Annotated in this window: 19 protein-coding genes and 1 riboswitch; of the genes, 5 read left to right on the top strand and 14 right to left on the bottom strand. The window is 65.4% G+C overall.

What is annotated here, in order from left to right:
* Positions 1 to 81 precede the first annotated feature (81 nt).
* Positions 82 to 768 (top strand): response regulator, encoded by a 687-nt coding sequence (locus LMJ30_RS16870; RefSeq protein ID WP_229433596.1) that lies wholly within the window; start codon positions 82 to 84, stop codon positions 766 to 768.
* Positions 769 to 775: 7 nt separating this feature from the next.
* Here the strand turns inward: LMJ30_RS16870 and LMJ30_RS16865 are convergent, their stop codons facing one another.
* The 3 genes from LMJ30_RS16865 to LMJ30_RS16855 all read right to left on the bottom strand — a co-directional run bounded on the left by LMJ30_RS16865 (position 776) and on the right by LMJ30_RS16855 (position 3,652).
* Positions 776 to 1,480, bottom strand: coding sequence for a hypothetical protein (locus tag LMJ30_RS16865; protein WP_229433595.1), 705 nt, complete (start codon positions 1,478 to 1,480; stop codon positions 776 to 778).
* Positions 1,481 to 1,482: 2 nt separating this feature from the next.
* Entirely contained in the window at positions 1,483 to 2,349 is an 867-nt protein-coding gene (locus LMJ30_RS16860; RefSeq protein ID WP_229433594.1) for a MipA/OmpV family protein, read from the bottom strand.
* Between the two features lie 67 nt (positions 2,350 to 2,416).
* Positions 2,417 to 3,652 (bottom strand): protease complex subunit PrcB family protein, encoded by a 1,236-nt coding sequence (locus tag LMJ30_RS16855; protein ID WP_229433593.1) that lies wholly within the window; start codon positions 3,650 to 3,652, stop codon positions 2,417 to 2,419.
* Positions 3,653 to 3,941: 289 nt separating this feature from the next.
* On the opposite strand from LMJ30_RS16855, the gene LMJ30_RS16850 reads away from it, so the two are divergent.
* Positions 3,942 to 5,252, top strand: coding sequence for an ATP-binding protein (locus LMJ30_RS16850; RefSeq protein ID WP_229433592.1), 1,311 nt, complete (start codon positions 3,942 to 3,944; stop codon positions 5,250 to 5,252).
* Positions 5,253 to 5,400: 148 nt separating this feature from the next.
* Here the strand turns inward: LMJ30_RS16850 and LMJ30_RS16845 are convergent, their stop codons facing one another.
* The 6 genes from LMJ30_RS16845 to LMJ30_RS16820 all read right to left on the bottom strand — a co-directional run bounded on the left by LMJ30_RS16845 (position 5,401) and on the right by LMJ30_RS16820 (position 11,353).
* Positions 5,401 to 5,718 carry a hypothetical protein gene (locus tag LMJ30_RS16845; RefSeq protein ID WP_229433591.1) on the bottom strand — a complete coding sequence of 106 codons (318 nt, stop codon included), beginning with the start codon at positions 5,716 to 5,718 and terminating at the stop codon, positions 5,401 to 5,403.
* 137 nt (positions 5,719 to 5,855) lie between these two features.
* Positions 5,856 to 6,542, bottom strand: a complete 687-nt coding sequence (locus tag LMJ30_RS16840) for a thiol:disulfide interchange protein DsbA/DsbL (RefSeq protein ID WP_229433590.1) — start codon at positions 6,540 to 6,542, stop codon at positions 5,856 to 5,858.
* A gap of 131 nt (positions 6,543 to 6,673) precedes the next feature.
* Complete coding sequence (locus LMJ30_RS16835; RefSeq protein ID WP_229433589.1) at positions 6,674 to 7,561, bottom strand: cobalamin-binding protein; 888 nt, start codon at positions 7,559 to 7,561, stop codon at positions 6,674 to 6,676.
* Between the two features lie 7 nt (positions 7,562 to 7,568).
* Positions 7,569 to 8,345, bottom strand: coding sequence for an ABC transporter ATP-binding protein (locus tag LMJ30_RS16830; protein ID WP_229433588.1), 777 nt, complete (start codon positions 8,343 to 8,345; stop codon positions 7,569 to 7,571).
* Positions 8,342 to 9,367: a FecCD family ABC transporter permease gene (locus tag LMJ30_RS16825; RefSeq protein WP_229433587.1), complete on the bottom strand. Its 1,026-nt coding sequence runs from the start codon at positions 9,365 to 9,367 to the stop codon at positions 8,342 to 8,344. Before LMJ30_RS16825 ends, LMJ30_RS16830 begins: the two co-directional genes overlap by 4 nt.
* A gap of 9 nt (positions 9,368 to 9,376) precedes the next feature.
* Entirely contained in the window at positions 9,377 to 11,353 is a 1,977-nt protein-coding gene (locus LMJ30_RS16820; RefSeq protein WP_229433586.1) for a TonB-dependent receptor, read from the bottom strand.
* A gap of 74 nt (positions 11,354 to 11,427) precedes the next feature.
* A riboswitch (cobalamin riboswitch) is annotated at positions 11,428 to 11,660 on the bottom strand.
* A gap of 55 nt (positions 11,661 to 11,715) precedes the next feature.
* Between LMJ30_RS16820 and LMJ30_RS16815 the strand changes: the two genes are divergently transcribed.
* A complete protein-coding gene (locus tag LMJ30_RS16815; protein ID WP_229433585.1) occupies positions 11,716 to 12,534 on the top strand; it encodes a DODA-type extradiol aromatic ring-opening family dioxygenase in 819 nt (272 codons plus the stop codon).
* Positions 12,535 to 12,564: 30 nt separating this feature from the next.
* Here the strand turns inward: LMJ30_RS16815 and LMJ30_RS16810 are convergent, their stop codons facing one another.
* Positions 12,565 to 14,550 (bottom strand): alpha/beta hydrolase family protein, encoded by a 1,986-nt coding sequence (locus LMJ30_RS16810; protein ID WP_229433581.1) that lies wholly within the window; start codon positions 14,548 to 14,550, stop codon positions 12,565 to 12,567.
* A gap of 437 nt (positions 14,551 to 14,987) precedes the next feature.
* Between LMJ30_RS16810 and LMJ30_RS16805 the strand changes: the two genes are divergently transcribed.
* Complete coding sequence (locus tag LMJ30_RS16805; RefSeq protein WP_229433580.1) at positions 14,988 to 15,407, top strand: hypothetical protein; 420 nt, start codon at positions 14,988 to 14,990, stop codon at positions 15,405 to 15,407.
* A gap of 81 nt (positions 15,408 to 15,488) precedes the next feature.
* On the opposite strand, the gene ylqF is transcribed toward LMJ30_RS16805, so the two are convergent.
* The 4 genes from ylqF to LMJ30_RS16785 form a co-directional block, all read right to left on the bottom strand.
* Positions 15,489 to 16,409, bottom strand: a complete 921-nt coding sequence (gene ylqF, locus LMJ30_RS16800; RefSeq protein ID WP_229434014.1) for a ribosome biogenesis GTPase YlqF — start codon at positions 16,407 to 16,409, stop codon at positions 15,489 to 15,491.
* A 57-nt stretch (positions 16,410 to 16,466) separates the two neighbouring features.
* Positions 16,467 to 17,711, bottom strand: a complete 1,245-nt coding sequence (locus LMJ30_RS16795) for a hypothetical protein (RefSeq protein WP_229433579.1) — start codon at positions 17,709 to 17,711, stop codon at positions 16,467 to 16,469.
* The gene (locus LMJ30_RS16790; RefSeq protein ID WP_229433578.1) at positions 17,701 to 18,588 is read right to left on the bottom strand and encodes a hypothetical protein; all 888 of its coding nucleotides are present in this window, start codon (positions 18,586 to 18,588) and stop codon (positions 17,701 to 17,703) included. The genes LMJ30_RS16795 and LMJ30_RS16790 overlap by 11 nt, the downstream gene beginning before the upstream one ends.
* A gap of 183 nt (positions 18,589 to 18,771) precedes the next feature.
* Entirely contained in the window at positions 18,772 to 19,704 is a 933-nt protein-coding gene (locus tag LMJ30_RS16785) for a histone deacetylase family protein (protein ID WP_229433577.1), read from the bottom strand.
* A gap of 148 nt (positions 19,705 to 19,852) precedes the next feature.
* Between LMJ30_RS16785 and LMJ30_RS16780 the strand changes: the two genes are divergently transcribed.
* Positions 19,853 to 20,773 (top strand): AAA family ATPase, encoded by a 921-nt coding sequence (locus LMJ30_RS16780; protein ID WP_229433576.1) that lies wholly within the window; start codon positions 19,853 to 19,855, stop codon positions 20,771 to 20,773.
* Positions 20,774 to 20,775 lie beyond the last annotated feature (2 nt).

Genomic DNA, 20,775 nt, shown 5'->3' with positions numbered 1-20,775 from the left:
AATGTATCGATTTGTCGTCTTGGTCCTGCAATCGTCCTTTTCGGCACTTGCTCTTATACAATGATCGGTTAGGAGAGCGTTATGCATAAATTACTGCTGGTGGAAGACGATGCGCGCCTTGCGCAGCTGGTGACGGAGTACCTGACGGCCTACGAGTTTTCAGTCGACGTGGTCACACGCGGCGATGAGGCGCTGCAGCGTTACCGCGAACTTTCGCCGGATGTGGTGGTGCTCGACCTGATGCTGCCCGGCCTCGATGGCATGGTGGTGTGCCGCCAGCTGCGCGAGCTGGGCGATGTGCCTATCCTGATCCTGACCGCGCGCGAGGATTCGTATGACGAGGTGTCCGGCCTGGAACAGGGCGCCGACGATTTCGTCAACAAGCCAGTGCAGCCGCGCGTGTTGCTGGCGCGCCTGCGCGCCCTGATGCGCCGCGCCCAGAACCGCTCGGCGCCCGACACCGGCGTGCTGGCCTTCGGCGCGCTGTCGATCTTTACCAATGACCGCAGCGTCACCTGGCGCGGCCAGCCTTGCGTGCTGAGCAATACCGAGTACAAGCTGCTGCTGGTGCTGGCCGAAGCGGCCGGGACGGTGCTGTCGCGCGATGCCTTGCTGAAGAAGATGCGCGGGATCGAGTTCGATGGCCTGGACCGCAGCATCGATAACTGCATCTCCAAGCTGCGCCGCAAGTTCGACGACGCCGAGTCGGAAAAAATCAAGACGGTGTGGGGCGAGGGCTACCTGTTCTCGCCGTCGGCCTGGGCCTGAGCCCGGCTTATTCGATCAGCGCCGCAATCGACAGCGGCGCGTCGGTCATCACGACCTGCCCCGCGACCGTGCTGTCGGCAAAGCGGTAGTTGACCACGCGGAAGGCCGCGTTGGGATCGTCGCTGAAGGCCGCGCCCGTGACTGCCGGCAGCACGGTTTCTCCCGCAGCTCCCCTCCTCAGCCGTACTTCCGGTTCGCCGCCCGCGCCGGTAAAGGCAAAGCGCACGCCGACGCATTTCTTGGCGCTTGCCGTGGCGTCAACATGGCGCCGCCAGGCCAGCACTTGTTCGCAGGCCGCGCGCAGGTCCCCCGTTTCATAAAGGCCGTCGGCCTGGACAATAATGGAAATGCGCGGACGGAACACATAGTTCGCGACTTTGCGGTTCAGCACCAGGGCCGCATTTTCGTCGTAGGCCGCCTTCAGGAACGGGAATACCGTGCGGCCGGTCGGATCGAGCGGCAGGTTGACCTGCATCGTCTTGCCCTGCAGGCTGAGCTGCACCCCATCCAGGCTGATGCCTTTTTCGCGCGGCATTACCTGGTAGTGGTTCTGGATGAAATTCTTCGGCTTGCCGTATTTCTCGAACACCACCATGGCGCGGTAAGCGTCGCGGTAGCTGATCCACTCCCCCGTTGCCGCAGCCACGGCCGTACCGCTGCCTGCCGCAAGCAGCAGGGCAACGATAGCCGGGAGGTGACGGGAGGCGCGCATGGTCAGAAGCGGTAAGCGAGGGCCGTCGAGACGGTCAGGTTGGTCGGCCGCTCGGTGAGCGGGCTGTCGGCGGCGCTGCCGCGCAGGCGCGTGGCCTGGGCGCCGGTCGTCACCAGCCATGACGGGCTCAGCGACCAGTTCCAGCGCGCGTTCAGGTGCACGTCCTTGAGGCCGCCCGAGGCCGCATATTGCGGATTCAAACCGCGCACGGACTCGATCTCGGTGACGCCGAAATACGCCTGGTTGTGGTTGCGGTTGGCCAGGGTCATGCCGACACCCACCGAGATGAAATGGTTTGGCGCAAGGCGGCTGCTGAAGTGCTGCATCCCGACACGCCACAGCGCGCCATTGCCTTCATTACCAGATCCATATAGCACGCTATTGGTCAGGCGGACTTGCGGCGTCAGGTAGTAATTGAAAAAACCGCCAGCCTGCAGCCGTGCGCGCTGCACGTCCATGCCCATCAGGCGGTGGCCGTCGCCGATTTCCGACCTGAATGGCGATGTCACGCCCGGCGGCGCCAGCGTCCAGTCCGACCCATTGACCACCATGCCGACGTCGCCCGACAGCCCCGATTCGCTGCGCCGCGGGTGGACCGCCAGCAGGGGGCCGTATTCGACCGATGGCTGGTTCGACAGGTGGATGCCCGCGCTTAGCCCGGAGATGAACAAGCCGTTGCTGAACGCCGCCTGCAGCACCGGCAGCGCGCGCACCCGGCGCTGCCCCGAGCCCTCGTACACCGGGGCCGAGACGGCGCCCAGCCCGACATACATGTCGCGGCTGCCATCGGGCATCGGGTTATTGGCGGGCGTCTGGGCAGCAGCTGCACTGCATGCGCCGGCCAGGGCGAGGGCGAGAAGCTTATCCATTTTTCATCGTGTCAGGTTCGGGTGGACGCCATTTTACGGTGTACCGCCCGGCAACCCAACAATTGCCTTACTTGAGGGCCTTTATCTGTGACGTAAACTCGACAGGCGCCTCGGAACGTTCGACCATCACGATATGGGCCGGATGAACGATCGCCAGCGTGCACATGACGCCAGCACCGGGCTCGGTGTCGGTGCGCGCGACGGTAACCTTGCCGTTGGCGCGCACCACGCTGTCAATCGCGGTCGAATGGCAGCCATTCGGGCGGCTGCCCAAAAAGACCCCGATCACCATGTGGCGCGCAAAGTCCACCTGCGGCAAGGGCATGGCGCCGCCGTGCTCGGCCCACAGGGCGGCGAATCCGGCCGCATCGCGCACCACCACGTTTTTCGGCTGGGCGACCAGCGAGCGGCTGCTGCGGTCCAGCTCCTTGAAGCCGAGCTGGACCGGGTTGATATTGACAAACTCTACTACCGCGTCGCTGCGCGGGATGGCGGCAACGGCCATCGGCGAGCTGGCGGCCTGGGTGCAGATGGCGAAGGTGGCGAGGTCGCGTTCCTCGAAACTGACGACCAGCTTGCCCGCGCCAGAGCTGACCTTGTCGATGCGGACCTGGCGGCAGCCGTTGCCGCCCTGGCCGGCGAACACCGCCACCAGCACCTGCGTGCTGAAGTCGACGCGCGGCATCTCCGGGGCCGGGCTGCGGCCGCTGCTGTGCGCCGCCCACAGGCTGGCCCAGGCGGCCGCGTCGCGCACCACCACGTTCCTGGCGTCATGGATGCCGGAGAACGCGTCTTCGGCCACCACCGTGAAGGCGACCGGCTCGCGGTGCTCGGGCTGGAAGCTCAGCAATTCGACCTTGTGGGCGCTGCCCAGGCCAAGGTCGGGGCTGTCAAGGTTCTTCAAAATAGTGTCGAACATGGCGCGTGCGCCGGTATCATCGCAGCGGACCTGGGGGCCGGCGATCGAATCGTACGCGGAGCACAGCAATGCTTCGGGGGTGGCGCCGTACAGGCGCTGGGCGTAGGCATTGTCGCCGCAGCTGCCGGCGCGGTCCCAGAACACCTGCTTGCCGTCGATGACGAACAGGCGGTTGCGCACATTGGCGCATTCTTCCTCGCGGGCGCGGGTGAAGAACAGTTCAGCCGGAATGGTGCTGGCGGCAGGGGCCGGTTGTCCCACGGTGACGCCTGGACTGGCTTGCTGGTCTGGCAGGCCGGCGACATCGCCCCCGCCTCCGCAGCTCGACAGCAACACAAGGCCGGCCAGCGCCATCGTGCGAATCAGGCGATCCAGAAATCCCATGGTACCAACGCTCCCCTTAGACCGGCCAGCGCTTGTGACGCCCCGACTGAATAAGAATAAAAAAAGCCCACGACACTTGTCGTATCAGTGGGCAAACGGAAAAATCCATGTACCTATCTTAGGCACAGCCGGGTTTCCATTCACCCTGGAGATGTACGGCAATTGTCATGAATTTGTAATTCCCCACGGAAGCCCCTGCTCTTATACAATGCGCGTCAGGGAGAAAAACTATGTTTTCGGCAAGTTTGTTACACGCCAGAGATAGCGGGAAACGCAAAGGCAGGCGCCTGTGAACCGCATTTTTTTCCGTTTCTTCCTGCTGGTGATGCTGTCGATCACCGCCGCCACCTTCGTCATCTACTTCGCGATGAGCCGCCTGTTCGGCGATCCGCTGGAAGACATCGCGCGCCGCCAGGCCGCCGCCCAGATCTTTTTGCTCGAACAGTACGTCGACAAGGCCCCCACCGATGAATGGCTGGAGCGCCTGAACAAGGTGCGCGAGGTATCCGGCGTCAAACTCGACCTGATTCCCCTGAACCAGGCGCGCTCGCTGCTCGAGGGCGCCCAGCTGGGCGCCCTCGACCGCGGCGACGTCGTGCTCGACGCCGACAGCAAGGCGTTTTTCCGCCGGGTCGACCTGACCGGCCACAAGTACATCGGCAGCGAGGTGGACGTGATCCACGCCCAGGACCTGCCGATCGACGTCGGCCTGGCGCTTGAAATGGAAGCGGTCCGCTACGTGATCGTCGCCCTGGCCTTGCTGATCCCGATCCTGATGTGGTCGCGCTCGCACTGGAACGGCTTGCAGGCGCTGTCGAAGGTGGCCGACGACTTCGGCGCCGGCGACCTGTCGGCACGGGCGCGCATGCAGCCCAGCGCCAGCATCTATCCGCTGGCCGAACGCATCGACCACATGGCCGCGCGCATCGAAGGCCTGCTGGACGCGCAGCGCAACCTGGTGCACTCGGTGTCGCACGAATTGCGCACGCCGATCGCGCGCCTGGAGTTCGCGCTCGAACTGCTGCGCGGCGCCGCCGGCGACCCGGCGCTGGAAGGCCGCATCGCCGCCATGGAAGGCGACCTGCACGAACTGAATACCCTGGTAGGGGAGCTGCTCAGCATGACCCGGCTCGACAGCCCGCAGGCGCTGCAGCCCGAGACCTTCGACCTGGCGCAGGCACTGGAGGGCTGCCGCGATTCGCTCGACCCGGGCGGCCCTGCCCCGGCGTTCGGGCCACTGGATGGCCTGGGCGAGGTGACGGGCGACCGCCGCCTGCTGGCGCGGGCCATCTGCAACGTGATGCGCAACGCGCAGAAGTATGCGCAGGGCCGGGTTGAGCTGGCGGCAAGGCGCCTTGGCGACGGCAGCATCGCGATCATGGTCGACGACGACGGCCCGGGCATCCCCCTTGACGAGCGCGACAAGATCTTCGAGCCGTTCTACCGGCTGGACCGCAGCCGCGACCGCGCCACCGGCGGCTTTGGCCTGGGCCTGTCGATCGCGCAGAAAGCGCTGGCCCTGCACGGCGGCGCCATCGCGGTGGCCGAGTCGCCGCTGGGCGGCGCGCGCTTTGTCATGACGCTGCCGGCGCAGGGCTAAAAAGAGCTCCATCACCAGATACCGTCGTTCCCGCGCAGGCGGGAACCCATACCACGGGCGCATCCTCACTGGTATCAGGCACATGGGTTCCCGCCTGCGCGGGAACGACGCACCATAAAAAAAAACTCCGCCGCAGCGGAGTTCGTTTTTACTTTACTTCTTCGGGACTCAGATGCGTCACGCCGTACCACAGGTGCTGCCACCAGTGCTCGCGCGAAGACACCAGTTCCAGGCACTTGCGGTCCACCTCGCCCTTGAACACAGGGTCGGCGCACTGCTTGGTCATCAGCGCGTTGCGCTGGTTCTCGGCGTTGATCAGCGCGATCGACAGCCAGATCACGACACCGGCCAGCACCACCACCAGGGTCCACGCCAGCTGGTTGATGTAGCGGATCTCGAACAGGTCTTCCTCGACCGGCCGGGAGCCGTCGTACATCTTCAATAATTTTTCTTCTACGTTGCTCATTTCGGTCGCCTTTTCATATGCCGCCAGGGGGCGCCAGACGCTTCCATTTTAATCAATCGCCGCCAGTTATTCCAGTACGACCGGGACGGGCAAAAAAAGACCCCGCCGCGGCGGGGTCGTTTGCACTTTGCTACGGCTTACTTCTTGGCCGCTGGCGCCAGGCCTTTTTCCTTCTGCACCTTGGCCACCAGCGCGTCCATCACCTGGAAGGTCGACTGGGCGACGTTGGCGTTGGTCGAACCCTTGACCGCAGCGCCGACAACCGATGGCGAGGTCATGTAGCGGCCGTCGACGATCAGGGTCGGTACCGAGTCCACCTTGTAGGCATTGAGCACCTGCTGGGTGCGGCGCAGCTTCGACAGCACACCAAACGAGTTCCAGTATTCGAGGAACTTGGCCTTGTCGACGCCGTTCTTGGCAACCCATTCGATGATCGCGTCATCGCGGTTCAGGCGCTGGCGCTCGATATGGAAGGCGCGGAAGACCTTCGGATGCATCTCTTCCAGCTTGCCCATCGCTTCGAGCGTCAGGTACAGGTGCGCTTCAGGATCGTTAGCACCCTGCATCGGCATGTGCACGCGCTTGAAATTGACGTTGTCACCCTGCTTTTTCAGCCACGCCGCCAGCGAAGGCTCCAGTGCGTTACAGGCCGGGCAGTGGTACATGAAGAATTCGATGACTTCCACTTTTTTGCCAACGGTCTGCGCAGGCTGCGGCTGGGCCAGGGTGATGTATTCAACACCGCTGGTTGGCGCGGTTGGCGAAGCAAAGGCCGTGCTGGCGATGAGGCTCGCGGCGGCAAGGGCAAAACGCAGGGAACGCATAATTATCCTTCGTAGTGTGGTTAAGCAACGGAACGGAGGTTACCACTTTTTTGGCCTCCCGACAGTGATGCAGCTTGCTTTTTGCATTTGCTTACCTCTGTAACGCCGCATGCAGCTGTCGTTACAGGCGCCTATTTCGGGCGCCGCTGGCGCGCCGTCTCCAGCCGCTCGCACAGCTGGGCCACGCCCTGCGGCAGGCGCGGGCCCGAGCGCGTCAGCAGTTCGCTGTTAAGCGTGAACAGGTTGCCGCGCGCGACCGCCGTCATGGTCTTGTAGGGCTTCCAGATCGTGATGCCGGCGTCATCCGGGCCATGCTGCTCGTCGCCGACGATCACTTCGGGGTCGGCCTGCAAGACCGCCTCGATGCTGACCGACGGCGCCTTGACCTTCAGGCTAGCGAAGATGTTTTCGCCGCCGCACAGCCTGATGGCGTCGCTCACCATGTGGTCGCCGCTGAGCGTGTACACCGGCTTGTCCCAGATCTGGTAAAAGACGCGCACCGTGGGGCGCTTGCCATGGCGCGCCCCCAGCGCGGTGACCTGCGCGCGGTAGGCCGCAGCGGCCTGCCGCGCCGCGGCTTCGGTGCCGAGCAGCTGGCCGAAGCGCGTCAGGCTGGTGGCCACGTCGTCAAGCTTGCGCGGTTCGCTGAAGAACACCGGTACGCCAAGCTGGCGGATCTGCTCCAGCTGGCGCGCGGTGTTCCCGCTTTGCCAGACGATCAGCAGGTCCGGTTTCAGCGCCACCGCGCGCTCCATGTCGATCTGGCTATTGCTGCCGATGAGCGGGATGCGCTTTGCCGCCTCCGGATAGTCGCTGAAATTCATCGCCCCGACGATGCGGCTGCCGCCGCCCGCGGCAAACAGCAGCTCGGTCACATGCGGCGACATCGAGATGATGCGGCGCGCAGGCTGCTGCAAGGTGACGCGGTTGCCGGCGTCGTCGACAACGCTGACTGCCGCATTGGCCGCGGATGCGCATGCGGTGAAAGCAAGCAGGATGATCTTGAGTGTCTTGGTCATATCGATGTCAGGTGGTAGTGACGTCGCCGGCGACGAACACGGTGCGTTCGCCATGGCGCAGCATGTCGATCGGGTGGCCCAGGCAGCGGCTTAGTATTGGCGGCAGCATCACCTCGCCGACGCTGCCCGCCAGCCAGCTGCCCTCGCCCATCAGCAGCAGCGCATCGGTGGCGACGCTGTGCGCAAGGTTCAGGTCATGGCCGACCATGACCACCGTCTTGCGCTGCTCGCGGCACAGGCGCGCCAGCAGCCGCATCACCGACACCTGGTGCGCCAGGTCGAGGGCGTTGGCTGGTTCGTCGAGCAGCATCAGCGGCGTGTCCTGGGCCAGCAGCGCGGCAATGGCGACGCGCTGGCGTTCACCGCCGGACAAGGTGCGCACGTCGCGCTGGGCCAGGTGCAGCACGTCGAGCGAAGCCAATGCCTGCTGCGCGGCCAGGTGGTCGTCGCTGCCTTCCCAGTAGCGGTCGGCGTGGTAGGGGTGGCGCGCCATCAGCACCGTTTCGATCACCCGGTAGGCAAAGGCGTCGCTGCGCGACTGCGCCAGGAACGAACGCTCGCGCGCCAGCTCCACGGGATCGCGCCCGCTGACCGCGCGCCCGCCGATGGCCACATGGCCGCCGTCAGGCGCGCGAAGGCCGGCCAGGGTGCGCAGCAAAGTGCTCTTGCCGGCCCCGTTGCGGCCGATGACGCACCACAGCTGGCCCGGCGACGCCGTCCACGACAACCCCTCGACCAGGGTGCGCTCACCGGCGCGCAGTGTGAGGGATGCGGTTTCAATCATGGACGGCGCAGTTTAAGTTGATGGAGCTGGAACAGGAACACCGGCACGCCGATCAGCGAGGTCAGCACGCCGACCGGCAGCTGCTGCGGCGCCAGCACCGTGCGCGCCAGGGTATCGGCCAGCACCAGGAAGGCGCCGCCGGTAATTGCGGCGGCGGGCAGCAGCACCCGGTGGTCCGGGCCGAAAGCGTGGCGGCAGGCGTGCGGCACGATCAGGCCGACGAAACCGATGCTGCCAGCGGTGGTGACCGCGCTGGCGGTCAAAATACCGGAACAGATAAACAGCGAACGGCGCAACCGGCCCACGTCGACGCCAAGGGTGGCGGCGGTGTCGGCATGCAGCGCCATCACGTTGAGCTGGCGCGCGATACGCAGCGCAAACAGCAAGGCGCCTGCCAGGATCAGCCAGGGCAGCACGCGCCACCCTGCTCCGGCCAGGTCGCCGATCATCCAGAACACCATGCCGCGCAGGCGCGATTCGGGTGCGATGGACAGCATCAGCGTGACCAGCGCCATGCACGCCGAAGCGAGGATCACGCCGGTCAGCAGCAGTGTATTCGGGTCAGCCGGCGCGTCGCGCAGGGCGCTGCCGCCCAGGTCGCGCCGCGCCAGCATGTACAGCACGGCCGATACGCCGACCGCGCCGCCTAAAGCGCCAAGGTCCACCATCCACAGTGCGGCTCCGCCCAGCAGCGCCGCCAGAGCGCCGACTGCCGCGCCGCTGGAAATGCCCAGCACGTAGGGGTCGGCCAGCGGATTGCGCAGCAGCGCCTGCATCATCACGCCGGCCAGCGCCAGCGCGGCGCCGGTGGCGAACGCGGCGCAGGCGCGGCCAAGGCGCAGGTCGAGCAAGGTCGTGGCGATGCCCCCCTCCCCGCTCCCAAACAACCCGGCCAGCGCAGACGGCAGCCCGGACAGCGGAATGCTGACCGAGCCGACCATGCTCGACCCGAGCAGCACCAGCAGCGCGGCCGACGACAGCAGCGCGAGCAAGGTGCGGTGGCGGGACGCAGTGTGGATCATGCGGCAGCCTTAGAAGTCGTAGCGCGCCGAGACCCGGAACTGGCGGCCGTCGGCTGGGTAGATGCCGCCACGGCAGACGAAGGCGTTGCTGTAGTACTGCTTGTCCCCCAGGTTCAGCCCCGCCAGCGCGAACTCCCACTGCCCGACCTTGCGCGCATAACGTGCATCGACCGTTGTGTAGGCGGGGATGCGCGCGCCGCAGTTGTTGGTGAAGTCGCTGCCGTAACGCTGGCTGTCGGCCCACTGCACGCCGATGTCGGCGCTATGGCCGCCGGCCGGCGCCCACGACAGGCGCGCGGTGGCGACATTTTCCGGCACCAGCACCATTTCGCGTCCCGCGTTCGGGCCATCGGTGAACTCGGCCTTGACGTGCTGGAGGCTGGCGGTCAGGCGCCAGTCGGTGGCGATGCGCGCCTTGGCGTCGAGCTCCACGCCCTGGCGGCGGGTCGGGTCGAGGTTGGTGTTGACGCCGAAGTTGATGGTCGGGTCGTAGAAGATCTCGTCCCTGATCTTGTGGCGAAACACGCGCGCGCCCAACTGGCGGTCGGACGGGCCAAAGGCCGCGCCCAGTTCAAGGTCGCGCGAGGTCTGCGCCTTCAGCGGCGCGCCGGGACGGAACGCGTTCTCATCCGAGTTAGGCATGCGATAGCTGCGGCCCGCCTTGGCGTACACGTTCAGCAGCGGCATCACGTCCTGGCTGGCCTGGACTTCCCACGCGGTCTGCGACTGCTTGACGCGCTCGTCCACAGGCACAAACGCCAGCGCATCGACAGTCTCCTTGTCGAACGACTCGCGCCGCACGCCCACCGCCACGCGGGTGTTAGGCGGGGCGTTCCAGCGGATTTCGTCACGCAGGTACAAGGCCTTCGAGTCCTGGCTGGCGTCGGCCGCGGAGAACATCGACGTGGTGTCGCGGCTCCAGCGGATCAGGTCCACCCCAGCGACGAATTCGTTCAGCTTGCCGTCGAACCGGGTCAGCTGGCGCAGGCGCGGCGAAAACTGGGTCTGGCGGCTGTCGTAGGTTGCAGCCGACGGGCTGGTGACGCCGCCGAAGGTGAAGTAGTAGGTCGCCGACACGGTCTTCTCGCGGTGCGACAGTTCAGCCGCGAAGTCGGTCGAACCGATGCGGTGCTCCAACAGCGCCGTTACCCGGTCTGATTCGAGGCCGCCGAAGTCAAAGGGGGTGCTGGCCTGCCCGGGATTGGCTTCGAACTGCAGCAGGCTGAGCGAGCCTGGGAACTCGGCATCCTGGCGCGCGCTGTCGACGCGGACGGCGACACGGCCGGCATCCGTGGTCCACTGCACTCCGCCGCTGAAGCTGCGGCTGTCGAAGCGGTTGTGGTCGCGGTAGTTGTCGGTCTTGAGGTCGCTGACGGAAGCGTCGAGCGCGAATGCGTCCCAGCTGCGCGCGGCGCTGGCGCGCACTTCGCGCAGGCCGAACTGGCCTGCCTCCACGCTGGCCATGCCGCGGCCTTCGTTCTTCGCCGCGCGCTTGGTGACGATCTGGATCACGCCGCCGGTCGCGCCTTCGCCATACAGCACGCTGGCGCCGCCGCGCACGATCTCGATGCGCTCCACCGTGTCGATCGGGATAGTCGACAGGATCGGGCCGCTCAGTTCATTTTCCGACATGCGCACGCCGTCGAGCACGACGACCATGTTCTGGCTGCTGTTGGAGCCGAAGCCGCGCAGGTCGAGGCTGAAGTCGGGCGAGCCGTCCAGGCTCTGGCGGCCGTAGACGCCGCCGATCTTGCGGATCGCCTGGTTGACATCGGTGACACCGGCGCGGCGGATCTGGCCGGCGTCGATGACGGTGGCGGCGATCGGGTACAGCGACGGGTCGCTGGCAAAGCGCGCGCCGGTCACGACGACCGATGGCATGGTTTGCTGGGCGTGGGAGAAGCTGTTGAAGCAGGCGGAAAGTGCGAGGGCGAGCGCAAGCGGCTTGGCAGCCGGTGCGCGGCGAAATGCTGCGTGAATGTTCATGGTGCTTTTTTTAGAATGTGAGCATCCGGCCTGCGTCCCCGCAAGCCGGATTCAACGGAAGGCGGGCACTGAGCCCGCTTCCACCTGTCCTGGCCGGTATCCGGGCTCGCAAGTCAGACCGCCCCACCTTCCTATGCCGCGGCACAGTGGTGTTCGGGGCGGCCAGTCGCCGGCATGCGGCGACGCTTGTTTACCGTTGCGGGGGCAGCACACGTTGGCTGTTCGCGGTTTGCGCGGGCAGCGTCGTGTTTCCCGTTTAACTGCCAGCGTGATCACGCCGGCGGGCACCAAAACAGGGATATTATAAACGCAAGGGCCGCTGTGCCTGAATAGCCATCGACACCAACCCCAGCGGAGGCAGCATGGACAACGCGCTACCCACCTATTTCCTGTCGCACGGCGGCGGCCCGTGGCCGTTCATGAAGGAGCAGTACGGCTCCACCTACGACGTGCTTGAAGCGTCGCTGGCGGACATCCCGCGCCAGCTCGGCGTCCGTCCCAACGCGGTGCTGGTGGTGTCGGGGCACTGGGAGGAACGCGAGTTCACGCTGTCGTCGAGCGCCGCGCCCGGGATGATCTACGACTACGGCGGCTTCCCGTCGCACACCTACCAGGTCAAGTACCCAGCCCCCGGCGACCCGGAGCTGGCCTCGCGCGCGGCCATCCTGCTGGCGCAGGCGGGGTTCGATGCGGGACTCGATCCCAACCGCGGCTTCGACCACGGCACCTTCAGCATGCTGTACCCGGTGTACCCGCGGGCCGACGTGCCGGTGGTGCAGATGTCACTACGCCACGGCTTCAACCCGCAGGCGCACATTGACGCGGGGCGCGCGCTGGCGCCGCTGCGCAATGAAGGCGTGTTGATTATCGGGAGTGGGCTCAGTTATCACAACCTGCACCAGTTCGGCCCGGGCGGGCGGCTGGCGTCGCACAAGTTCGACGAGTGGCTGCGCTTTGCCTTGCTGGAGCTGCCGCCGCCTGAACGCACCAGCGCATTGCTGCACTGGGACGAGGCGCCGTACGCGCGCATGGCGCATCCGCGCGAGGAGCACCTGATGCCGCTGCTGGTGGCGTATGGCGCGGCCGCGCAGGAAGCGGCGGCCTGCGTGTACCACGAAGATGAATTTTTCGGCAGCCTGGCGGTGTCGAGCTTCCGCTTCGGCCAGGCCGCTCAGCCTTGAACCACTTCCACTTCGGCCAACCGCGGACGTTCACTTGCTATCAGCGACGGCCGGGGGGCGCTGTTCGCCGATGTGCTTGCCGAGGAAGGCTTCGATCCGGGTCCACAAGTTGATCCGGTTGGCGCGCGTGCGCCAGTCTTCCACGCTCGACTTGTAGGGCAGCCATTCGATGTGCGGATTGCCCGGCTTGAGCGCTTCATATAGCTTGCGACCATGCGAGAACGGAACGCGCTGGTCTCCCTCCCCATACGCCAGCAGCAACGGCGACTTGAGGCGCGCGGCATGGTGCAGCGGTGAAGTAGCTTTGAACTGCACCGCATCCTTGTCTGGATCGCCGACAAGTTTGCGCAGCTCCAGGCCTGCGTCGGCTTCGGCGATATGTTCCCAGTGCCGGTCGAACATCGCTTGTATGTCTGTGATGCCGGACCAGTTCACACCGCAACGGTACAGTTCCGGCGTCTTTATCAGGCCCATCATGGCGGCATAGCCGCCGTAACCGCCGCCAGCGATGCAGACACGGCGTGGGTCGGCGATACCTTCGGCCACCGCCCATTTGACGGCGTCGGCAAGGTCGTCTTGCATAGCCAGGCCCCACTGCTTGTTGCCGGCCTTCGAGTGGCGCACGCCGAAGCCGGGCACGCCACGCGGCTCCGGCTGAATGACGGCGTAGCCACGCGAGGCCAGGAACTGCACTTCCGCATCCCAGTCCCACATGCCATTGCGTGTCCATGGAAGCCCGCCCGGCAGCACGACCATCGGCAGGTTCTTCTGGACCTTGGTATTGGGCAGGGTCACATACGCGGGCAGCTTCAAGCCGTCGCGCGCGGTGAAGTTCACCAGGTTCATGCTGGCCATCTGGGCCGGGTCGATGCCGGGCCGCCGTTCGCCGAGCATGGTCCGCTTCTTCGTTTCGCGGTTAAAGAGCAGGTACATATGGTCCTGGCGGTCGGAATGTGCATCGATCAGGACGTATGGCGTTTCGCTGCGCCTGCCGACCGACAAGGTATTGATCGTGCCCGGCAGAAGTTGGTCAATTTCTTCCTGGATTGCCTTCATGGCCGCATCAAACCAGACCGTTACTTCGGCATCGATGTGGAAACGGAAGCCCAGCATTTTCTTGCTGTCGACCACAAAGTAGCCGTTGACGTCGAAGTCGGGTGACACAATCAGGGGCGTGGCGTCGATGGTCCTGGTGGCCAGGTCGAACAGATAGATCGCTGCCTTGTCCTTGCCCTTGTGAGCTCGCACATACAACTTGTTGTTCACATAGAGCAGGGGAATAAAGTCCTCCGCGGATTCGTCTTCCTGTTCGTAAATCTTGACCCACTCCTTGTCGTCGGCGCGGAAATACACGGCCTGGCGGCCTACGCCCCCCGTCATCGCGACCTTGACCTGCCCGTCTGGATCGACCAGCCAGCGCCGGGTGTATCTCGGCACGCGGATCGACGACGTGCGGCCGGAGCGCGTGCTCAAGCGCGTGAGCCAGCTTTCGCCGTCGCTCTGCTCGATCACCAGCATCTCGTCCGTCGTTGTTGAGGGGAAGCCGGCAATGCTGGGCTCGGCCAGGTAGGCCTGGTCGCCCACATCGCTGTCGGCGAACGATCGGCTACGCGGAAGCGTTACCGAAAGTCCGTTCAGATTTTTTCCGTCGCGGTCAATTGCGTAGAGACCGGGATCGCCGACGTCGCCGCCTTGGTCCACATTGATGACGGTAAAGGCAATACGGTCATCGCTGAGCCAGAAGAACTTATCAATATCGGCATTGCCGTAGTTGGCCACCGATTTGCCCTTCAAGTTCTCGACGTCCAGCACCGACAGCATGACGCGGCCAGTCCGCGAGATGCCGCGCAACGCGACATGGCGGCCGTCAGGCGACATGCTGGCCCCGGTAAGAGCGGCTTTCTTGAAGAACTGCTCGACCGGAATCGACGCAGGGGAAGCATGCTCGGCCGCCGGCGCCGCGCTGGCGCAGAACGCGCACGCCAGCAGGATCAGGGTAGGGAAGGATATGCGCATGGCGTGGCCGATAGCGAGTAAAGCGCTTACGATAGCCGACAAACCACGTCTTGTGATTGTTTTTTGAACAATATCCTTATTGCATAGACCTGTCCAAAATGACGTACGACCGGTAGGGCGTAGCCAGGTGTCTGTTGCCGCCTCGCTGCTCACTTTGCCGCCTAGTCCAGGGCGCGTCGGTTGGATGCCCGCCGATGCTTGGCATCGTAAGCCGACGTCGAACTGCCGTTCGGCTTGTCTCATTTCGCGCGGATATGACTTTTTCCATTTCGAGACAGTTTCGTGATGTGCGCGCCGCATCCCTTGTCCTGGATGGCACTTGACCTAGACTGAAGTACCCGCAAGCGCCATGCCGGCTTTGCGGCATCCGACGCCCGCCACGAGGCTGATTCGGCGTGACGCCTGTCCAAAGGCTTCTGCTTTGTGAAGGAACGATCATGCGACCCCTATCTCTCCTGATTCCCGCATCCCTGCTCGTGCTTGCCACCGGCGTCGGTGCGCAAACCCAACCCTACCCGCTGCCCGATACTGCCCCGATCTCGACCGTGACAGTAACCGCCCCAGGCAAGACGATCCGGCTCAGGACGGACGAAGTCAAGCAAATCGCGGGAACCTATGACATGGCGAATGGCTGGCGGCTGGACGTGCGCGGCAGGCCAGAATACATCGATGCGACAATCGACAACGAGAAGCCGATGCGGCTCAAACCCGTGTCGAAGAATAAGTTCGTCTCCGGCGACGGCAATGTGATCATGGAATTCAACCAACGCACGGGCGACGACATGAAGCTGAGTTATATACCTGACCCCAGCAAGCCGTCCATGGTGTCGATACCCGCGCAGAAGGCCAAGCGCTGAGCGCCGCGCATCGAGCGCTCAAGGTGGAACGCCAACCGCCGGTTGGAGTTCGCTGAGGTTCTTTGAATGCTTGGGAAGGCCTTAGGTGCCGCGCTTGCCGCGCGCGTTGCGCTCGGCTTTTTCGGCGGCGGCGGCAGCTGCCTTCGCCGCCTTCGCCGCCATCTCGGCTTCATGCTGCATCAGGCGCGCAGCGCGGGTTTCCGGCGTTTCCAGGCTGATGCGGCCCAGCGCGCCGCTGCGGTAGTCCTGCAAGAAGGTGTGCGACGCTTTTTCGAAATCGAGGTCGCCGCCCTTCTGCCGGAAGCCGCGGCGCGCCGCCACGCCTTCAATGACGCCGATCGCGTCGATGCCGTCGAGCTTCAGGCCGTAGCGCGCCGTCAGCAGCTGCGGATAGCGTTCCAGCAGCACCTCGGCCAGGAACACCGCCACTTCTTCCTCGATCAGCGCGTTGGAGCCGATGGCGTGGCTTGCGGCCAGCATCATGCCGTCGCTGGCCATGGCGATTTTCGGCCATAGCATGCCGGGCGTGTCGACCAGGATGGTGTTTTTGCCGAGGTAGAGCTTTTGCTGCATCTTGGTGACGGCCGGCTCGTCGCCCACCTTGGCCACCTTTTTCTTCAGCAGCGCGTTCATCAGGGTCGATTTGCCGACGTTGGGAATCCCCATGATCATGATGCGCAGCGGCTTGGTCGGCACGCCGCGGTGCGGCGCCAGCGACTGGCACAGGTCCGGGATGCGCGCCACGTCGGCCGGCTTCTTGGTGGTCATCGGATAGGCGGTCACGCCTTCCTGGGCGTCGTAGAAGGCGCTCCAGGCCTTGGTCGCTTCCGGGTCGGCCAGGTCGACCTTGTTGAGGATTTTCAGGCACGGACGCTGGCGGAACAGGCGCAGTTCCTCGACCATCGGGTTGCAGCTCGCTTCCGGCAGGCGCGCGTCCAGCACTTCGATCACCAGGTCGGTGTTCTCCATCTGTTCCGCCGCCTTCTTGCGGGCGGCGTTCATGTGGCCCGGGTACCATTGTATCGACATGCTGCGCTTTCAAAATCCTCTGTAGAACCGCTATTTTACGGTACTGGCGGCGCACTGGCTGGCCGGCACGGGCTGGGCCGGGTCGAAGGCAGCCAGCGCCTGCCTGGCGCGGCTGGCGTCCTTCGAGAATTCGGCCAGGTGGCGGGTGCGCTCCTCGCCCGCGTACTCGGCGTCCGAGAAGCTGCGCAGCGGGTGCGCCTTGCCGGCCAATACCCTGCCCTCGAGCCGTGGCATCAGCGCGCGGTCGGGGTCGACGTCCTCCTTCAGCAGGTAGCCGTCGACGTCGCGCAGGGTGAGTGGCATGGCCGGGGCCTTGTCGCGCAGGAGCTTGCCGAACACGGTCAGCCTGATCTCGTTCGGGCCGGCGCGCAGCACGTCGTTGAAGGTGGCCAGCGCGAACGGCTTGCCCTTTGCATCGTCGACGCGGCCGGTGACGATGTAGCGGCCGGCCTGGCGCACGTCGGCCCTGAGCACATACGCCAGCGAGCCGTCGTCGATGACTTCGCGCGGCTGGCCCGTCCACGTGGCCGGCACCTCCGGGCTGTAGATGACGTCGAACAGCGCGACGCCGGCGCGGCCGTTGACGGTGTAGCGCACTTCGGTGCGGATGGTGCCATTGAACTGCGCCAGCGAGGTTTGCGCCGGCGCCAGCACGGCGGCGAAATGGCTGTCCCCGCCGACCGGGTCGGCACCGGAGCCGTCATCCGAAAACGGCAGCGACACCTGGGCCGCAGGCCGGGTGGCGCCAAAGGTCAGGCCGCCGGAAACCGCGCGCGTGACCACCAGCGGCAGTGCCCCGCCCTGCGCGTTGACGGCGCGCAGCGAGAACGCCACCGCTTCGCCGGCGACCATGAATACGCGCGATTGGGAGGTCTGGAGCAGCACATCGGGATCCCCGCCGCGGCCGCCCTCTCCGCGCATCGGCTGGGTCTCGACCACCGGCTGGTTCGGATAAACCTGGTCCGGGTGCTCGGCGATCGGCCGCGATGACACCGGGTATTTTGTACTGGCCAGGTAGCTGCAATAGGTCTGGTCGGCGTGCTGGTACTGCTCGTCCAGCAGGCGCTTACGCTCGGCCCGTTCCAGCCCGGCTGGTATGGGAGGCGGACCGCCAGGCTGGCCGGCCGCCTGCACGGCCGCGGCCGTGCGTACCGGTGCGGCGGCGCTGCCTGCCGCCGCCTCCTGCCCCTGTTCGGGCCAGAAGACGACGGCCAGCGCCGCCGCCACGGCGACGGCCGGGCCGACCAGCGCCAGCTTGCTGTGCTTAGTAGGCACTGTTGACCACCGCGTTGCGCACTACGCCCACGATGCCGCCCCAGTTGCCGTTGGCGTAGTGGTTGTAGGCTTCGTTATCGTCCCTGAACGAGACCGAGTGGTAGCTCCATTTGGTCCTGCCGCCTTCGTTGGCCGCGGTGCCCAAGGTGAGGTCGTTGCAGAACCAGTCGCTCGGGTTGCACCAGGAGCCGCCCGATGAACCGGATACCCCGCCGGTGCTGTGGTAGGCAACGGCTTCATCGTCCTGGCCCGGCAGGATGCCCGAGTAGGCGGTGCCTTTGGCGCCCGCGTACATGTAGAACCAGACGTTGGCGGTGGCGTTGTGGTTGTACATGGCGCGCGCCGTGGTGGTCTTGAGGTCCTTGACCAGCGGCTCGGTCGTGGTCCACGAACCGGCGTCGGACAGCTCGGAGCCGCCGCCCGCGCCGGATGCCGCGCGCACCCACTTGATGTTCCAGCCGGTCTGCGAGCTGCCGTCCGAATTGCCGCATACGCCGGCAGAATTGGGCGTCGCGTTCTTTTTCAGGCGCGCCGAACTGCCGTAGTTGGCGAGGGTGTAGCCCATCATCAGGTCGCCCGCGCTGTGGGTGGCGACATAGCACCAGTTAGTGCCGGTGCAGAAGCAGTCGAGCGCGTCGCGGATCTTGCCGTTTTGCGAGGAGATGCTGTTGTAGCCGTCCCAGTTCACCGATTTCTTGTTCACGCCCGCGGCCGTGGTGCTTGGCCCCCAATAGGTAAAGCTGTTGTAGTTGCCGACCACGCCGCCGCCGGTGCGGCCGTTGATCCAGAGCGTGTAGTTGGCGGCGCTGGCCAGGCCGGATGCGGCGGCCAGCGAGAGGACGAAGAGCGTGACGAAAATGCGCGTGAATCGACTCATTTATTTCTCCTAGTGTGGGAACTACGGATGAAACAATCGGGTGAGACGGGTGTGAAGGACAAGGTGGAAATAGAACGACCGTGCTGGACGTCCAGCAACAAATTTACCGAGGGGATATATGCATGTCAATCCGCACGGTTGGGAATGACCCAACTGTGCGTTTAACGAGACAAAAAGCCAAACTCAGTCGAGCTCGGCTAACACCTTGATGTGGGCAACGACGCTGCGGGCGAGCGCCGACAGGTTGTAGCCGCCTTCGAGGCAGCTGACGATGCGCCCTTGCGCATGTTCGCGCGCGACCGCCATCAGCTGCTGCGTGATCCAGGCGTAGTCGGCCTCGACCAGCCCCATCTGGCCGATATCGTCTTCGGCATGGGCGTCGAAGCCCGCCGAAATGAAGATCATCTCGGGGCGGTGGGCGTGCAGCGCGGGCAGCCAGTGGTCGAGCACCACCTGGCGCACCACGTCGCCCTTGCTGTAGGCCGGCACGGGGATGTTGACGTGGGTGGCGCTGACCGGTTCCACCTCGCTGTAGGGGTAAAACGGATGCTGGAAGAAGCTGGCCATCAGCACGCGCGGGTCGTCGCGGAACGATTCGGCGGTGCCGTTACCGTGATGGACGTCGAAGTCGACGATGGCGATGCGTTCGAGGCCATGCGACTCCATCGCGTGGCGCGCGGCGATGGCGACGTTGTTGAACAGGCAGAAGCCCATTGCTTCGCCGGGGCGCGCGTGGTGGCCCGGCGGGCGGATCGCGCAGAAGGCGTTGTCGATGCTGCCGGCGATGACGGCGTCGGTGGCCGCGACGGCGGCGCCGGCGGCGCGCAGCGCGGCCTTGTAGCTCCACGAATTGAGCAAGGTGTCGCCGTCGAGCGGATAGTACTCGCCCGGCTCGGCGGGCACATTTTCGCGCACGCGCGCGATGGCTTCCAGCGTGTGGTTGCGCGCGACGATAGGCAGCTCGGCCAGCGGCGCTTCGCGGTGTTCCACCAGGCCGTCCATGCGCGCCAAAATCAGCTGGTCCTCGATCGCCTGCAGGCGCGCCGGCGATTCCGGATGCCAGTCGCCCATCTCGTGCATGCGGCAGTCGATGTGGCTGTAAATTGCTGTACTCATGTTCTCGGCTTCTGTAACGCTGTCATCAATCCCGCACGGCTCGGCCGTTCTCGCATAGAATCGACGAAACGGATGACGGATGAATAAGTGGTTCGATGGCGCTAATCTAACACGCCGGCGACTGTCTTTACGCTACACAGGGATGCACATGTTTGAAAAATTGCACGCCGTCGCGCACCAGGTTGGCACGGTCATCGTGGGCAAGGACCGGCAGGTACGGCAGGCCCTGACCTGCCTGCTGGCCGGCGGCCACCTGCTGGTCGAGGATGTGCCAGGCGTCGGCAAGACCACGCTCGCGCATGCGCTGGCCATCTCGCTCGGCCTGCGTTTCAACCGGGTGCAGTTCACCAGCGACCTGCTGCCCGCCGACGTGGCCGGCATTTCGGTGTACGAGCGCGAGAAGAATGGCTTCGTGTTCCACGCCGGCCCGATCTTCACGCAGGTGCTGCTGGCCGACGAGATCAACCGCGCCACGCCGAAGACCCAGTCGGGCCTGCTCGAAGCGATGGAGGAACGCCAGGTGACGGCGGACGGCGTCACCCGCGCCCTGCCCGAGCCCTTCTTCGTGATCGCCACCCAGAACCCGACCCACCAGGTAGGCACCTTCCCGCTGCCCGAATCGCAGCTGGACCGTTTTTTGATGTGCCTGTCGCTGGGCTACCCGGATGCCGCGGCCGAACGCGCGCTGCTGATGGGCGAGGACAGGCGCAGCATGCTCAAGACCCTGGCGCCGGCGATGCAGCCATCCGAACTGGCCGCCGCGCAGCAGGCGCTGCGCCAGATCCACACATCCGCTTCGCTGGTCGACTACGTGCAGGCGCTGGCGCAGGCGTCGCGCCGCGACGGCCTGTTTGCCGAGGGCCTGTCGCCGCGCGCGGCCATTGCGCTGCTGCAGGCAGCGCGCGCATGGGCCGCGCTGGAAGGCCGCGACCACGTGATACCGGAGGACGTGCAGGCCGTGCTGGTGCCGGTGTGCGCGCACCGCCTGCGCCCCCTCAAATCGACGCACGGCACCGCGCTGGCCAGCCGCGACCTGGTGCTGCAGCTGCAGAAATCGGTACCGGTCTGAGA

Origin of the sequence: Massilia agrisoli (genome assembly GCF_020831365.1) — a bacterium.
Classification (GTDB): domain Bacteria; phylum Pseudomonadota; class Gammaproteobacteria; order Burkholderiales; family Burkholderiaceae_D; genus Telluria_A; species Telluria_A agrisoli.
The sequence above is the reverse complement of the archived record's forward strand: the minus strand, read 5'-3'. Positions and strand labels throughout refer to the sequence as shown.